At 73.8% G+C, this 14,485-nt stretch carries 13 protein-coding genes, 1 tRNA gene and 1 pseudogene; 11 read left to right on the forward strand and 4 right to left on the reverse strand.

The annotated features are described in order from the left end of the window. From CNO22_RS20115 to CNO22_RS20165, 11 genes are all read left to right on the forward strand, one after another. The coding region (locus tag CNO22_RS20115; RefSeq protein WP_100501045.1) for an ABC transporter substrate-binding protein at positions 1-1,237 on the forward strand (1,237 nt) is incomplete at its 5' end. Then, entirely contained in the window at positions 1,234-2,175 is a 942-nt protein-coding gene (locus CNO22_RS20120; protein WP_100501056.1) for an ABC transporter permease, read from the forward strand. The genes CNO22_RS20115 and CNO22_RS20120, both read left to right, overlap by 4 nt. Before the next feature lie 75 nt (positions 2,176-2,250). Beyond that, the gene (locus CNO22_RS20125) at positions 2,251-3,192 is read left to right on the forward strand and encodes an ABC transporter permease (RefSeq protein ID WP_100501046.1); all 942 of its coding nucleotides are present in this window, start codon (positions 2,251-2,253) and stop codon (positions 3,190-3,192) included. Continuing rightward, positions 3,189-4,187 carry an ABC transporter ATP-binding protein gene (locus tag CNO22_RS20130; protein WP_100501047.1) on the forward strand — a complete coding sequence of 333 codons (999 nt, stop codon included), beginning with the start codon at positions 3,189-3,191 and terminating at the stop codon, positions 4,185-4,187. The genes CNO22_RS20125 and CNO22_RS20130 overlap by 4 nt, the downstream gene beginning before the upstream one ends. Continuing rightward, complete coding sequence (locus tag CNO22_RS20135; protein WP_100501048.1) at positions 4,184-5,296, forward strand: ABC transporter ATP-binding protein; 1,113 nt, start codon at positions 4,184-4,186, stop codon at positions 5,294-5,296. Before CNO22_RS20130 ends, CNO22_RS20135 begins: the two co-directional genes overlap by 4 nt. Before the next feature lie 71 nt (positions 5,297-5,367). Then, a complete protein-coding gene (locus tag CNO22_RS20140) occupies positions 5,368-5,781 on the forward strand; it encodes a TIGR03668 family PPOX class F420-dependent oxidoreductase (RefSeq protein ID WP_100501049.1) in 414 nt (137 codons plus the stop codon). 12 nt (positions 5,782-5,793) lie between these two features. Then, entirely contained in the window at positions 5,794-6,666 is an 873-nt protein-coding gene (locus CNO22_RS20145) for an LLM class flavin-dependent oxidoreductase (RefSeq protein ID WP_100501050.1), read from the forward strand. Between the two features lie 46 nt (positions 6,667-6,712). After that, the gene (locus CNO22_RS20150; protein ID WP_100501051.1) at positions 6,713-7,420 is read left to right on the forward strand and encodes a class I SAM-dependent methyltransferase; all 708 of its coding nucleotides are present in this window, start codon (positions 6,713-6,715) and stop codon (positions 7,418-7,420) included. A gap of 284 nt (positions 7,421-7,704) precedes the next feature. Further along, the gene (locus CNO22_RS20155; RefSeq protein WP_100501052.1) at positions 7,705-8,334 is read left to right on the forward strand and encodes a hypothetical protein; all 630 of its coding nucleotides are present in this window, start codon (positions 7,705-7,707) and stop codon (positions 8,332-8,334) included. Positions 8,335-8,423: 89 nt separating this feature from the next. Next, complete coding sequence (locus CNO22_RS20160) at positions 8,424-8,678, forward strand: hypothetical protein (protein WP_100501053.1); 255 nt, start codon at positions 8,424-8,426, stop codon at positions 8,676-8,678. Positions 8,679-8,691: 13 nt separating this feature from the next. Then, positions 8,692-8,778, forward strand: a tRNA-Ser gene (locus tag CNO22_RS20165). A 76-nt stretch (positions 8,779-8,854) separates the two neighbouring features. On the opposite strand, the gene CNO22_RS20170 is transcribed toward CNO22_RS20165, so the two are convergent. The 4 genes and pseudogenes from CNO22_RS20170 to mobF form a co-directional block, all read right to left on the reverse strand. Further along, positions 8,855-9,988: a site-specific integrase gene (locus CNO22_RS20170; RefSeq protein WP_100501054.1), complete on the reverse strand. Its 1,134-nt coding sequence runs from the start codon at positions 9,986-9,988 to the stop codon at positions 8,855-8,857. Between the two features lie 61 nt (positions 9,989-10,049). Next, complete coding sequence (locus CNO22_RS20175; protein ID WP_198588464.1) at positions 10,050-10,268, reverse strand: helix-turn-helix domain-containing protein; 219 nt, start codon at positions 10,266-10,268, stop codon at positions 10,050-10,052. A gap of 166 nt (positions 10,269-10,434) precedes the next feature. Beyond that, positions 10,435-10,662 carry a helix-turn-helix transcriptional regulator gene (locus CNO22_RS20180; RefSeq protein ID WP_100501055.1) on the reverse strand — a complete coding sequence of 76 codons (228 nt, stop codon included), beginning with the start codon at positions 10,660-10,662 and terminating at the stop codon, positions 10,435-10,437. Positions 10,663-10,824: 162 nt separating this feature from the next. After that, a pseudogene (gene mobF / locus CNO22_RS20185) lies at positions 10,825-14,418 on the reverse strand (MobF family relaxase). Positions 14,419-14,485 lie beyond the last annotated feature (67 nt).

The following is a 14,485-nucleotide window of genomic DNA, read 5'->3' on the forward strand; positions in this document are numbered from 1 at the left end:
GACCTGGACGTTCGCGCTGCGGGACGGCGTGACCTTCCACGACGGCAGCGAGTTCGACTCGGCCGACGTCGTCTACTCCTACCGGCGGATCATCGACGAGCAGCTGAGCAACTCGTTCCGGTTCGCCAACGTCGCCGCGGTCGAGGCGCCGGACCCGCAGACCGTGGTGATCCGGCTCAGCCAGCCGACGCCGAACCTGCTGGAGCGGATCGGTGCCTTCAAGGGGATGGCGATCCTGCCGGAGAACGCCGCGGAGGACCTCGACCTGACCACCGAGGCCAACGGCACCGGCCCCTTCCAGCTGGAGAGCTCCGACGCCAGCAGCACCGTGCTGACCGCCTACGAGGACCACTGGGGCGGGGCGCCGAGCGTCGACGGGGTCGAGTTCCGCTACATCACGGAGCCGGCCGCGGCGCTCACCGCGCTGCAGAACGGCGAGGTGCAGTGGACCGACAACGTCCCGCCGCAGCAGATCGAGTCGCTGCAGGGCGACGACACCGTCGAGCTCCAGACGACGCCCAGCGTCGACTACTGGTACATGTCCATGAACTACGCGCGGCCGCCGTTCGACAACCGCGACGTGCGGCGCGCGATCTCCTACGCCATCGACCGCGAGGCGGTGGCCGAGGCGGCCTGGTTCGGGGCGGCCCAGCCGAACCAGACGGCCATCCCCGAGGACAGCTTCTTCCACTACGACTACGCGCCGTTCCAGCCCGACCCCGACCAGGCCCGTCAGCTGCTGGAGCAGGCCGGCGTGCAGACGCCGCTGACGATGGGCCTGATGGTCACCGACGAGTTCCCGGAGACGGTGACCGCCGCCCAGGTGATCGCCAGCCAGCTCGAGCCGATCGGCATCAACGTGGAGATCGAGACCCTGGACTTCGCCACCTGGCTGGACCGCCAGGGCCAGGGCGACTTCGACGCCTTCTACCTGGGCTGGCTCGGCAACCTCGACCCGGCGGCCTACTACCAGGAGCAGCACCAGACCGACGGGCCGAACAACTACCAGGGCTACAGCAACCCGCAGGTCGACCAGCTGCTGCAGGCCGGGGCGACGGAGACCGACGAGGCGGCCCGCAAGCAGATCTACGACCAGGCCGCGCAGATCGTCGTCGACGACGTCTCGTACCTGTACCTCTACAACCCCGACGTGGTGCAGGCCTGGGCGCCCGGCCTGTCGGGCTACCGGATCCGGGCGGACAAGGCGATCAACTTCGAGACCGTGGAGCTGCCCTGACCGGCTACCTCCTCCGCCGGGTCGGCCAGTCGCTCGTCGTCCTGGCGGGGGTGAGCGTCATCGTCTTCGGCCTGGTCCAGCTGGTGCCGGGCGACCCGATCCGGCTGGCCCTCGGCACCCGGTTCGACCAGGAGACCTACGACGCGCTCCTCGCACGGTCCGGGCTGGACCAGCCACTGGTGCAGCAGTACGTCACCTGGGCGGGCCGGGCGCTCACCGGGGACCTCGGGGTCAGCTTCCGCAGCGGGGAGACGGTCACCTCGCTGATCGGCGAGCGGCTGCCCGCGACGCTCACCCTGGCGTTCGCCTCGATCCTGGTGGCGCTGCTGATCGCCGTCCCGCTGGGGACCCTGTCGGCGCTGCGACCGCGGTCGGTCGTCGACCGGGTCGCCACGGTGCTCAGCCAGATCGGCATCTCCGTGCCGGAGTTCTGGATGGCGATCGTGCTCATCCTGGTGTTCGCCGGGACGCTGGGCTGGCTGCCCTCGGGCGGCTACGTCCCGCTGACCGAGGACCCGGGCGGCTGGGCGCAGCGGCTGCTCCTGCCGGCGGTGGTCACCGGGGTGGTGTCCGGCTCGGTGATCACCCGGTTCGTGCGGTCCAGCGTGCTGGAGGCCCTCGGTGCCGACCACGTCCGGACGGCGCAGGCGAAGGGGCTGCCCGGCCGGCAGGTCTTCACCTGGCACGTGCTGCGCAACGCGCTGCTGCCGCTGGTCACCGTCACCGGCGTGCAGCTGGCCTACCTGCTGTCCGGCGTGGTCGTGGTGGAGATCGTCTTCGCCTGGCCGGGGCTCGGCCAGCTCGCCCTGCAGGCGGTCCAGTCCCGCGACTACCCGGTCCTGCAGGGGGCGATCCTGCTGTTCGCCGTGGTGTTCCTGCTGATCAACCTGGTGGTGGACCTGCTCTACACCGCCATCGACCCGCGGATCCGACGATGACACACAGCCGAGGCCTGCTGCGATGACTCACCAGCCGAGTCCTGCTGCGATGACACACAGCCGAGTCCTGCTGCGATGACCGGCGCACCGCTGCCCGAGCCGGCAGCCTCACCGACCGCCACCGAGGAGGGCGTCCCCTCCACGGCCCGGCCCCCGCAGCCGCGCTGGCGGCAGACCCTCGTCCTGCTCGCCCGCAACCCCACCGCGGCGGTGGCCGGGACGGTCCTGCTGCTCATCGTCCTCACGGCCGTCTTCGACGAGGCCATCGCCCCCACCGGCCCGAACGAGATCGCGGTCGAGGACCGCCTGCAGCCGCCGAGCCTGGCTCACCCGTTCGGCACCGACGACCTCGGCCGGGACATCCTCAGCCGGGTCATCCTGGGGGCGGCGGTCTCGCTGCGGGTGGGTTTCCTCGCGGTCACCTTCGCACTGGTCGTCGGCGCCCTCATCGGCCTGCTGGCCGGCTACTACGGCCGCTGGGTCGACGACGTCCTCATGCGGTTCATGGACATCCTGTTCGCGTTCCCGGCGGTGCTGCTGGCCATCGCGGTGCTCGCCGTCCGCGGTCCGGGTGCCGGCAACACCGCCCTGGCCATCGGGATCGTCTACGTCCCGGTCTTCGCCCGGGTCACCCGCGCCAGCGTGCTCGGCGTGCGCGAGGACGTGTACGTCCGGGCGTCGCGGTCGGTCGGTGCCTCGGACTGGCGGCTGCTCACCCGGCACGTGCTGCCCAACGCGGCGCCGCCGATCATCGTGCAGACCTCGATCAGCCTGGCCTTCGCAGTCCTGGCCGAGGCGGCGCTGTCCTTCCTCGGGCTGGGCACCCAGCCGCCGAACCCGTCGTGGGGGCTGATGCTGGCCGAGGGGCGCGGCTTCATCGACCTGGCCTGGTGGCTGGCCTTCTTCCCGGGGATGGCGATCTTCCTGACCGTGCTCTGCTTCAACCTGCTCGGCGACGGGCTGCGGGACGTCCTCGACCCGCGACAGCGGACCCTCATGGCCGGGAGCGGGCGGTGAGCGCCCCCCTGCTGGAGGTGGAGGACCTCCGGGTGCGGCTGCGCACGCCGCGCGGTCCGGCCGAGGTCGTCAACGGGCTGAGCTACACCGTCGGGCGCGGTGAGACCGTCGCCGTCGTCGGGGAGTCCGGCAGCGGCAAGAGCGTCTCGGTCCTGGCCCTGCTCGGGCTGCTGCCCGCCCGGGTGGCGACGGTGACCGGCTCCGCGCGGCTGGACGGCGAGGACCTGCTCACCATGTCGCCCGAGCGGCTGCGGGAGGTGCGCGGCCCTGGCGTCGGGATGGTCTTCCAGGACCCGATGACCTCGCTGAACCCGGTCCTCACCATCGGCCGGCAGTTGGTCGAGGGGATCCGCGCGCACGGCGAGGTGTCCAAGGCCGCGGCGCGGGAGCAGGCGGCCGGGCTGCTGGCCGAGGTGGGCCTGCCCGACCCGCAGCGCGCGCTGGACCGCTACCCGCACGAGCTCTCGGGCGGCATGCGCCAGCGGGTGGTCATCGCGATCGCGCTGAGCAACAACCCCGCGCTGCTCATCGCCGACGAGGCCACCACGGCCCTCGACGTCACCGTGCAGGCGCAGATCCTCGACCTGGTGGCGGAGCTGCAGAGCGAGCACGGCACCGGGGTCATCTGGATCACCCACGACCTCGGCGTCGTCGCCGGCATCGCCGACCGGGTGCTGGTCATGTACGGCGGGCGCTGCGTGGAGGACGGCACGGTGGACGACGTCCTGGAGCGGCCGGCGCATCCGTACACGCGCGGCCTGCTCGGCGCGCTGCCCGACCTGGCGCAGGTCGGCGACGGCGAGCTCGCGACCGTGCCCGGGGTGCCGCCGGCGCCGACCGACCTGCCGCCGGGCTGCGTGTTCTGGCCGCGCTGCCCGGTGCGGTCGGACCCGCGCTGTGAGACGGAGCAGCCGCCGCTGGCGGTGGTGGGGACCTCCGGCGGGACCCTGCCGCACCGGGCGGCGACGTGGTGCGAGGAGGGGAGCCCACGATGACCGACCTGCCGCAGAGGCCGACGGCACACGCTGCGGGGGTCCCTGCCTCCGACGTCCCCGCCTCCCAGGTCCCTGCGTCCGACGTCCTCGTCTCCGCGCGGGGGCTGGAGGTGCACTTCCCGGTCCGCGCCGGTGGCGCGCTGCGGCGGGCGACCGGCGTGCTGCGCGCGGTCGACGGCGTGGACCTCGACATCCGGCGTGGCGAGACGCTCGGACTCGTCGGCGAGTCCGGCTGCGGCAAGTCGACGCTGGGCAACGCGCTGCTGCGGCTGGTCGAGCCGACCGGCGGGACGGTGACCTTCGACGGCACCGACGTCACCGGGCTGGACCGCCGCGCGCTGCGGGCGCTGCGCCGGCGGGCGGGGATGGTCTTCCAGGACCCCTTCGCCTCGCTCGACCCGCGCCGCACCGTGCGGCAGACGGTGTCCGAGCCGCTGGAGGTGCACGGCCTGCGGTCGGGACGGCGGGAGCGCGCCGAGCGGGTCGCCGAGCTGCTGGAGCTGGTCGGCCTGGACCCGGCGGTGGCCGACCGCTACCCGCACGAGTTCTCCGGCGGGCAGCGGCAGCGGGTCGGCATCGCCCGGGCGCTGGCCGGGGAGCCGGACTTCCTGGTCTGCGACGAGGCGATCGCGTCGCTGGACGTCAGCGTCCAGGCCCAGGTGCTCAACCTGCTGCGCCGGCTGCAGCGGCAGCTCGGGCTCACGCTGCTGTTCATCTCGCACGACCTGTCCGCCGTCCGGTACGTCTCCGACCGGATCGCGGTGATGTACCTGGGGCGGGTCGTCGAGGTGGGTCCGGCGTCGGCGGTCGGCTCGGACCCCCAGATGCCGTACACCCAGGCGCTGCTCTCGGCGGTGCCCGTGCCGCACCCGTCGCTGGAGCGGACTCGGCAGCGGATCGTGCTGCGCGGCGACGTCCCCTCGCCGGCCGCCGTCCCCAGCGGGTGCCGGTTCCGCACCCGCTGCCCGTACGCCTTCGAGCCCTGTCCGGACGTCGACCCGGCGCTGCAGCCGGTCGGCGCGCCGGGGCAGCTCGCCGCCTGCCACCTGCACGGCGTGGTGGGCCGCCCGGTGGAGCGGGCAGAGGAGGCCGTGCCCGCCGCCGAGTGAGCAGTCGTCGTCGACCGCACCTGCGCAGTCACGGGTTCCTCGAGGACCGCCGTCCCTGGTAGGACTGCCGGGTGCGGACGGCCGAACTGCGCAGGCGCTTCGCCTCCAGCGCAGTCGCCCGTCTGGCGACCGTCCGTCCGGACGGCGCGCCGCACCTGGTCCCCGTGGTGTTCGCTCTCGTCGACGGCACCGTCTACTCGGCGGTCGACGCCAAACCCAAGCGCTCGACGCACCTGCAGCGGCTGACGAACGTCCGGGGCGAGCCCCGTTGTGCCCTGCTCGTCGACCACTACGAGGACGACTGGTCGCGCCTGTGGTGGGTGCGGGTGGACGGCACGGCCGCGGTGGTCGACGAGCCCCCGGCCACGCACCCCGGCCTCGCCGCGCTCGCGCAGCGGCACCCCCGATACCGGGAGGAGCCCCCGACCGGGCCGCTGCTCGTCGTCACGGTCCAGCAGTGGAGTGGTTGGTCGAGCACGTCCTAGGAGGAGACCGGCATGGAGATCGGCATCGGCGTTCCGAACAGCGTCCGCGGCACCACGGGTGCCCAGCTGCTGGAGTGGGCGAGACGGGCGGACGCGGCGGGCTTCTCCAGCCTGGCCTCGATCGGCGCGGTCTCCTATCCGGCCTACGAGGAGCTGACCGTCTTCGCCGCCGCCGGTGCGGTGACCGAGCGCATCAGGTTCCTGCCCAACGTGCTGATCGCGCCCGCGCGCAGCACCGCCGAGTTGGCCAAGCAGGCGGCCACCGTGCAGGAGTTGACCGGCGGGCGGCTGACGCTCGGCCTGGGTGTCGGCTGGCGGGAGGCCGACTACACGCTGACCGGACGCGACTTCGCCGGCCGCGGCGAGGTGTTCGACCGGCAGCTCGCCGACCTGCGACGGGCCTGGGCGGGCGAGGCCCTCGTCGAGGGCTCCCGGCCGGTGGCGCCGGAGACCGGCCGCCCCGGGGTGCCGATCCTCGTGGGCGGCAACACCGAGGCGGCTGTCCGCCGGACGGTCGAGCACGGCATCGGCTGGACGGCGGGGGGCCTCCCGCCCGAGATGGTCGCGCCTTTCCTCGGGCGGGTCCGCGCCGCGTGGGCGGAGGCCGGCCGGGAGGGCTCGCCCCGGTTCGTCGCGCTCAACTACTTCTCTCTCGGGGACACCGAGGAGCAGTCCCGCGCCTACCTGCTCGACTACTACGCACCCATGGGGCGGGAGACCGCCGAGATGATCGCCGGCAGTGCGCACCGGTCACCGAAGGCCGTGCAGGAGGCCGCGGCGGCGTTCGCCGAGATCGGCGTCGACGAGCTCATCCTCGACCCGACCGTCTCCGATCCCGGCCAGGTCGACCTGCTCGCCGAGGCCGCCCTCCCGGCCGCGTCCTGACACGCTGACCAGGCTCGACCACCGGGGCCTGTGCCAGGCTGGCCCGATGGCGGAGGTCGAGCAGAAGAGTGGCCGGCGGACGGCAGCGCACGGTTTCTACGAGGGCCACAGCGTGCACGCCGCACCCGGCGTGCACGAGTACGCCGTCGAGCTGGTGCGCGCGGCGCTGCCGGACGGCGGCCGGGTGCTGGAGGTGGGTGCCGGGTGCGGCGCCCTGGCCCTGCGGCTGCGGCACGCCGGCTTCGACATCGTCCCCACCGACCTGGACCCGCCGCACGACTGGATCCACCGGCTCGACCTGGACGACCCGGAGTGGACCGACGAGACCCGCGGGCCGTTCGACATGGTGGTGTGCGTCGAGACGCTGGAGCACGTGGAGAACCCGCGGCAGGTGCTGCGCTCGATCCGCTCGCTGCTGCGCCCGGGGGACAAGCTGCTGGTCAGCACCCCGAACGTGACCCACCCGCACTCGCGGCTGAAGATGTTCCTCCGCGGCGCGCCGTTCATCTTCGGCCCGCGGCACTACCACGAGCCCGGGCACATCACGATCCTCCCGGACTGGATGCTCACCGAGCACGTGCGGCTGGCCGGCTTCGACCGCATCGAGGTCACCCGCGGCGGGGACACCTTCTACACCGGCGCGACCCGGCTGGCGTATCGGGTGGAGATGGCGTTGCTCGGGCTCATCGGCCTCCGGAAGCGGGCGCAGCACGGCGAGGGGATCTGCACGTTCGTCACCGCCGTCGCGGTCTGACACGCCGGCCGCGCGGGGCGTCCACCGGGGTCACCGGCCGGTCCGCGGGCCCGTCCACGCTCGGGGCGGTCGACATGTGGCCGCTCGCCGAGGCGGGTCACCGTGGCCGTTGGGACGATTGGCAACGATTCGGCGTCGCGGGTGCCGAGGCCCGTCGCGCGCCCCCCGGCGGAGCGACGTCCGGCACCTATCGTTCTCGTCACCGCCGCCGGTCCTCCGGCGGCGCACGGGAACCGTCGCCCTTCCCCGGTGGCGGCCCGTTGTCGGGGGAGGTTGGTGACCTGGTGAGCATCGTGGGCACCCGGTTCAACGAGGTGGTCCTGGGCGGCGTCGTCCGCCAGGGCTGGTGGCTGGTCGCCGAGGAGGAGGACGGCCCCGGGTTCGTCCTCGCCGGTCCGTTCGGCGACCGCGACGAGGCCGTGTGGGCCCTCGACGACCTCGAGGACGCCCCGGCCGGTGCCCAGCCCGTGTACGGCGTCCGCCGGGCCGACGGCCTGCTGCGCCGCCGCTCCTCCCCGCAGGACCGCGCCTGGTGGTCGTTCCTCGGCGAGCAGATCGACCGGCTGCCGGCCGGCTGGGACGCCGACATGGACGACGAGCACCCGCTGCCCGGCCTGGTCGTCGAGGTGGTGACGGTGCTGGCCGAGGCGGGGCTGTTCCTCTACAACGCCTCCGGCGCGGACGGCGAGCTCGGCGGGGTCTGCCTGACCCCCGAGGCAGCCCTGGACGGCGTCGTCGTCAGCTGGCGGCAGCACGACCGGATGAGCCTCGACCAGCTGCACGGCGCCGCCGCCGACGCGCTGGTGCAGCAGGTGATGAACCGGGCGCTGGCCGAGGTGCTCGAGGTGCGCGGGTTCGCGGTCGAGCCGCTCGGGGGCGCGTGCGTCGTCCGCGCGGGGGAGCTCCCGGAGTAGCGGCTGACGACGACCCCGTGATCACCACGGGGACGGCGGATCGGCTCCGCTGCTGCGGCAGGCCCGACCTGCCGGGCTAGCGTTGCGCCGTGGCTCCCGCTCCGTTCCGTCCGCCCTGGTTCGGCAACCGGGGCGTGCAGGTGCTGGCCGCCGGCGCGCTCGCGTACAGCCTGGTGCAGCTGGTGGGACAGCTCGTCGACGGCGCGTGGGGTGAGGCCTTCCTCTCCTTCGCCTGGAGCGTCCTGTTCGGCTACGTGCTGGTCGAGTCGCTCCGCTTCCGCCGCGAGCAGGACGCCCCCCGCGACGAGCTGGTCGATCCCGGTGACCCGCCACGGGCGGGATAGCCTCGACCCGCCAGGAGGGCTCGCCTAGTGGCCGATGGCGGCGGTCTTGAAAACCGCTATGGGGTAACACCCATCGTGGGTTCGAATCCCACGCCCTCCGCTCTGAGCAGCGGTTTTGCGCTACCCGAGGAGCTCCGCCGAGGGGCGTCCGGCGCTGCAGATCGCTCGCGTGCCCGCTACGTGCCCGTACGGTTCGGGGTCGTGCCCGCTGCGAGGCGCCCCAGGCGGGCCGCGACCTCGGCGTCGCGCCGCTCTGCCGCGTGCTGATAGATCATCGCCGCGCGGGACGACGAGTGGCCGGCACGTCGCATGACCTCGGCCAGGGTCGCCCCGCTCTGCGCCGCCAGGGTGAGTCCCGCATGCCGCAGGTCGTGCAGATGGACGCCGGGCAGGTCGGCTGCTCGCCGGGCCGTACTCCAAGCGGCGTGGACGTGGTGGGCACGGAGGGCCCTCCCGTCTCTCCGCACGAACAGCCGAGCGGTCGGCAGCGCCGGGCAGCGGGTCCCCAGGTGCTCGGCCAGGGCTGAGACGCCCTGCGGGGGAAGGTGGACGACGCGCTGGCTGCCCGCCTTCGGTGGGCTTTCCACGGGGCCCCCGTCCGTCTCCACGACCTGCCGCTGCACGGCTACGGTGCCGTCGTCCAAATCGATGTCGCCGATGCGGAGGGCCAGCAGCTCGCCGAGGCGCAGGTGGGCCCAGAAGGCCAGTTCGACGAGGCCCCGGAGGTTCTCGGGCATGTGCGCGGAGAGGTGCTGCACCTGGTCGACGTCCAGTAGCGGTCGCTCGTCACTGCGGGCTTGGCCCGCACCCGTGATCCGGCAGGGATTCCGGGGGAGCGCGTCGTCTGCAACGGCCGTGGCCAGGATGGCGTGGAGGAGGGCATAGGCCTGTCTGGTCGCCGTCGGGCCGGTGGCTGCCCTTGTCTCGGCGTGCCACCGCCGCACCGCGGCCGGGGTGATCCGGTCTAGCGGCAGGCCTCCGAGCGCGGGGAGCACCCAGCGGTCGAGGGAGTGCTGGTAGGTCTCGCGGGTTCGCACGGCGAGGGGACGACCTCGAACGGTCCGCTCGGCCAGCCACGCCTGGCTGTACTCGCCGAGCGTGACGCCGCTGCGCAAGGGGTCGAGCCACACGCCGCGACCCATGTCGACCTCCACCGCGGCCAGGAAGCGTGCCGCGTCGGTCTTGGTGGCGAACGTGTTCGGTGCTGCCCGGTCCCGCCCGTCCGGGCCCGGGTAGCGGGCCTGCCACCGGCCGGAGGGCAGCCTGCGAACGCGACCGAAACGCCTTCTGCTGCTGCTGCTTGCTGGCATGCTCCGACCTTGGCCGCCTTCGGCTCTGCAGGGAACTCGGCTGTGGACGCCGGTCGACGCCCTACCGGCAGGGCACCCGGCCGGCCGCCACGAAGGCGTCCAGCGCGCAACGCTCGAGGCGCACGTGCTTGCCGAGCTTGACGTAGGGGATCCGCCGCTCGCTGATGAGGCGGCGGACGAAGCGCTGCCCGGTGCTCAGGTACTCGGCAGCCTGGCCGATGGTGAGCAGCTGACCGGAGTCGCCAAGGGGCACGTGCCCGTCGGTGGACGCCTGTGGCATTGCCCCTCCATGGGTCATCCGGACCATGTTCAGCGGCCACCTGCCGCGAGGGTGGCCCGGTGACCTTCCGAGGTTCTCCAGCAGGGCCCGAGCGGGCCGCGGAGCGGTGCACTGGCCCGGCGGGCAGTGCACCCCGCACCCTGGTGAGTGCGCCAGTGGTGGCGGTTCACCGCCGGACACCCCGGCCGGGGGCGTCCTGGCCGTCGTGCTGGGCGTCGATCCAGCTGCGGAGGTCGTCGGCGCGGTACAGGACGCGGCGGCCGAGGCGGAAGCTGCGCGGCCCGGTGCCCAGGTGTCGCCAGTAACGCAGGGTGGCGACGGGGGCGCGGACGAGCTCGGCTGCTTCGGTGATGGTGAGCAGGTCGGGCTCGCGGCCGGTGTCGGGCGGGGGCATGGCGGACTCCGCATCTGATCGGCTGGTGTGGGCCTTCGCTTGTAGAAGGCGTTGCTTCGGGGCGTTTGGTGACAGCTACCGGCCATGTTCTTCCGACGGGCTCCGGTCCTCCTCCAGTACTTCTCCTGCCGAGCCTGCGTCTCGCTACTGGAGACCCCCCGGTCAGCGCCCGAGGGACGGGCCGACACCACGACTGCTGGTGGGCTCGTGCCGCAGCTGCGGGCCACCGATCCCAGCCTCGGCAGGCGCCGACCGCCGGGGGATCGACTGGAACGGCCGGCGGTGGGCTATGCGCTAGGCGTCCCGCTCTGCGGCGAGCCGGTCGGCCGGCTGGGCGGCCAGGGTCGGTTCGGCCTGCAGCTGGGCGATGCGGGCCCGTGCTGCGACCAGCTCGCGCTGGTCGGCGGCGATGTTGCGGTCGAGGTCGGCGAGCCGACCGGCGGGATCGGGGGTCCAGGCCACGGCACCGAAGCCGGCGAGCTGTTCATCGCGCTGACGGCGGGCCTCGGCCAGAGCTTGCCGAGCCTGCTCGTGTGCGTGCTGAGCGGCATCGACGGCCGCGCGAAGCTCGGCGTACTCAGGGTGTGCGCCTTCGGCGGCGCGGCGGGCGGCGGTGTCGACCGCCGCCCATATAGCCGGCCGGTCGTGGAACCAGCCGGCGACCTGCGCGATGTGGTGGGTGTCGGCGGGGAGCTCCGGTAGATGTGGGCGCCACCGGTCGGCCCAGTCGATCAGCTGCTGCCCGGCGCGGGCTACGGTGGCCCGCCGCAGCCCGAGCCGGCCTGGACCGGCCAGCACGGTGCGGGCGGCCTCGCGTGCGGCGGTCCGCTCGGCGTCCCAGCCGGCGAGCAGCGCGTCGCGAATCCGGTCTGCCTCTGCGGTGAAGATCGCACCGCTGACCTCAGCCTGTTGTCGGGCGTGTTGGGAGTCGGCTGCCGCCTGCCGGTGGCCCGCCTCCAGCGCCTAGAGCCGGTCGGCGTGGCCTGCCTCGAGCGCGACGACGGTGCACAGACTGTCGCGCAGCGGCTCCAGGACGGCCAGCCGGTCCAAACAGCGCTGCTCGGCCGTCCACGCCTCCTGCAGCCCGGCCAGGACTTCGTCGGCCGGCCGGGGCTGCGCGTAGCGGGCGGCATCGGCGGCGGCCAGCTCGGCGGCGTGGCCGGGGCCGAGGTCAGCCCGGTCGCGGCCGAACACGGCAACCCAATGCTCCCGTGCCTCGGCCAGGTCGACGGCGATCAGGTGCGCAGTGTTGGCGGTGCGGCCGCGGGTCATGCCGACGTAGGCGGCCGCGGCTCCGGTGTGCTCGCCGATCACCACATGAGACGCGGGAACGGTGTCGCCCTGCACGCCGTGCGCGGTGGTCGCGTAGGCCAGCTCGACGTGCGCGGTGACGTAGCCGGCGGGCAGCACCCCGCCGGCTGCGCCGGTCGGGGTGACACCTGGGGTGACGTGACGAGGGGCGGTGCCAGCAGGGGTGACAACCAGCTCGCCGTCTGGGCCGACCGCGGTGACCGTCCAGGTGTCGCGGTTGGCCACGCCTAGGGTGCGGTCGTTGCGGCGGGTGGCGATTCGGTCTCCGGCGCCGATCCGCTGCCCGGCCCGGGTTGTCGCCGTTCGGGTGTCGTCGACGCGGCTGTCGGCGACCAGCCGGTCCCGGATGGCGGCGTTCAGCTCGGCGGCCTGCTCGCGGGTGTTCACCACGACCGCCAGCTGTTGGCCCTCGGTGTAGGCCGTGGTGGCAATGGCGGCCAGCGTCTCCTGCAGCGCGGCGGGATCGGGGTGCAGACGGATCTGGCCGCGGGCGCACAACGCGTCGAAGACCGCCGGCGCGTCCTGGCCGCGGCGCATGGCCAGGGTCAGCTCGGCGTACTCGGTGTCGGGCACCGTGTGGCCGGCATCGTCGGTGCGGCGGAACCGGTGCACCGTGTCGAGGGTCGGGTGGGCGGCCGGGTCGGTGGCGCGGAGGGCGAGGTCGAGGACGCCGCCGCGGCCGACCGCGGGCAGCTGGGAGCGGTCGCCGAGCAGTGCAATCCGCACCCGGCGCTCGTCGGCCATGGTGAGCAGCGTGCGGGCGGTGTCCTGGTCGAGCATGCCGGCCTCGTCCACGACGAGGAGATCCCCGGGGAGCAGCCGCGCTTCCTGGGTCGGCCCGGCGTAGACGGCGCCGGTGGCCGGGTCGGCCTGTCCGGCGGTGAGCCGGGTCCAGGCGCCGTCGTCGTTCCAGCGCCAGCCGTGCTGGAAGGCCAGCCAGGCCGCCGACCCGGTCGCGGTGCCGACCTCGGCGGAGGCGACCCGGGCCGCTTTGAGCGTCGGGGTGACCACCAGCAGCCCGCGCCCCTGTTGCGCGAGGAGGTGGCGGGTGGTGGCGAGGGTGGTGGTCTTGCCGGCGCCGGCCGCGCCCTCTACCACGACCAGCGGCTGGTTCCCGGCGAGCGCGGCCGCGGTGGCGGCCTGCCCGGCATCCAGCCGCTCCAGGTCGGCCGCTAGGTCCGGCTGCAGGTCGGTGCCAAGCCCATGGTGCGTGCCACGGGCGGCGAGGCGGGCGGTCAGGTCAGCTTCGACCTCGAGCACCGCCGGCGAGGTCCAGGCCCGGACGTGCTCGGGTACCCCGTCGCGCTGCAGCAGCGGGACGCAGCGGGCCAGCGCGCGGGCGGTGAGGTCCTCGGCCAGCTCGCTGCGCACCGCGGCCTCGGCCACGACACCCTCCGCGGCGATGAGCTGTTCGGCCTCGCCGCGGATGTCGGCGGCGTTCCACGCCGAGCGGCCGGCGGCCAGCCGGGTCAGGATGCGGTCTACGGCGCGGTCGCGGTCGAGTGCGCCGACCGGCGTGGGCCTCAGCTCGACCGGGGTGTCGGGGCCGCGGTAGCCCAGTGCGGCCAGCTCGGCCCGCCACCGCGCGATCAGGTCGGCGCCCGAGCGGGGGATGACCTTGTCCGGGCGGCCGTCGGCCCATGCCCGGGCATCCCACGCCCGCCGCAACGCGGGGCCTGCCTGTTCGCCGGGGTGCGCGGCCATCCAGTCGCGTTCGTAGCGGTCCAGATTCCGGGCGATCTGCGCCGCCCGCGCGCTGAACGGACCGACGTACTCGGCGAGCTCCAGTATTTCTCCAGTCGCATCGACGGTGTAGCCGTGGGCGGCCAGCGCTGCCCGGAATTGCGGATCGCACGCGACCGCGGCGTGCCCGATTCCGTTGATGGCGGCGAGGAAGTCGCGGACGCCGACGGTGTGCAGGCCGCGCCACCTGTCGGCGGCGAAGACGCGGGCTCCGATCTGCAGGTGCAGATGCCGGTGCGGATCGCCGGCGCGGGACGTGTAGTGCCGCACCGTCACCGCCTCCAGCACCTCGACCGACACCTGCACCTGACCGCCGCGCGGCCCGACCCGGGTGGTGGCGTGCTCGGCCAGCCAGCCGATGATCTGGGTCGCGGCGCGGTCCTGCGCCGCGTCGTAGGCGGCGGCGACGTCGGGGTGCAGGGCGGCCGCCAGCGACCAGGACTTCGGGCCGTTGACTACGACCTCGACGAACCGCACGGCGCGCTCGTCGGTGCGCAGCCGCCCCCGCGGCTCGCCGGTGTCCGGCTCCCGGCCGGCCACCCAGGTCTCGTAGGTCTCTCCGGTCAGCGCCGCACGTTCCTGCACCCGCCCGTCGCGGGCGGTGAAGCGGCGGGCCAGGCCGGTGCTCTCGGTTAGGTAGTAAAGATCATTAACGGCAGGAGTTACGGGCTCGGTTGGCCGCCGGCCGGACCCTGCTGACAGTCGGCGCGGCCTGCGCTATGCCCACACCATGAGGTATCCCCAGGGTGGCGGGCTGACCGCGGACGAG

Origin of the sequence: Geodermatophilus chilensis (assembly GCF_002802985.1) — a bacterium.
In the GTDB taxonomy this organism is placed as follows: Bacteria; Actinomycetota; Actinomycetes; order Mycobacteriales; family Geodermatophilaceae; genus Geodermatophilus; species Geodermatophilus chilensis.

Excerpts from the sequence above, each read along its gene's own strand:
- CNO22_RS20175 (WP_198588464.1), bottom strand. The coding sequence starts at position 10,268 with ATGCCACAGGCGTCCACCGACGGGCACGTGCCCCTTGGCGACTCCGGT.
- CNO22_RS20150 (WP_100501051.1), top strand. The coding sequence starts at position 6,713 with ATGGCGGAGGTCGAGCAGAAGAGTGGCCGGCGGACGGCAGCGCACGGT.
- CNO22_RS20170 (WP_100501054.1), bottom strand. The coding sequence starts at position 9,988 with ATGCCAGCAAGCAGCAGCAGCAGAAGGCGTTTCGGTCGCGTTCGCAGG.
- CNO22_RS20125 (WP_100501046.1), top strand. The coding sequence starts at position 2,251 with ATGACCGGCGCACCGCTGCCCGAGCCGGCAGCCTCACCGACCGCCACC.
- CNO22_RS20135 (WP_100501048.1), top strand. The coding sequence starts at position 4,184 with ATGACCGACCTGCCGCAGAGGCCGACGGCACACGCTGCGGGGGTCCCT.
- CNO22_RS20145 (WP_100501050.1), top strand. The coding sequence starts at position 5,794 with ATGGAGATCGGCATCGGCGTTCCGAACAGCGTCCGCGGCACCACGGGT.
- CNO22_RS20180 (WP_100501055.1), bottom strand. The coding sequence starts at position 10,662 with ATGCCCCCGCCCGACACCGGCCGCGAGCCCGACCTGCTCACCATCACC.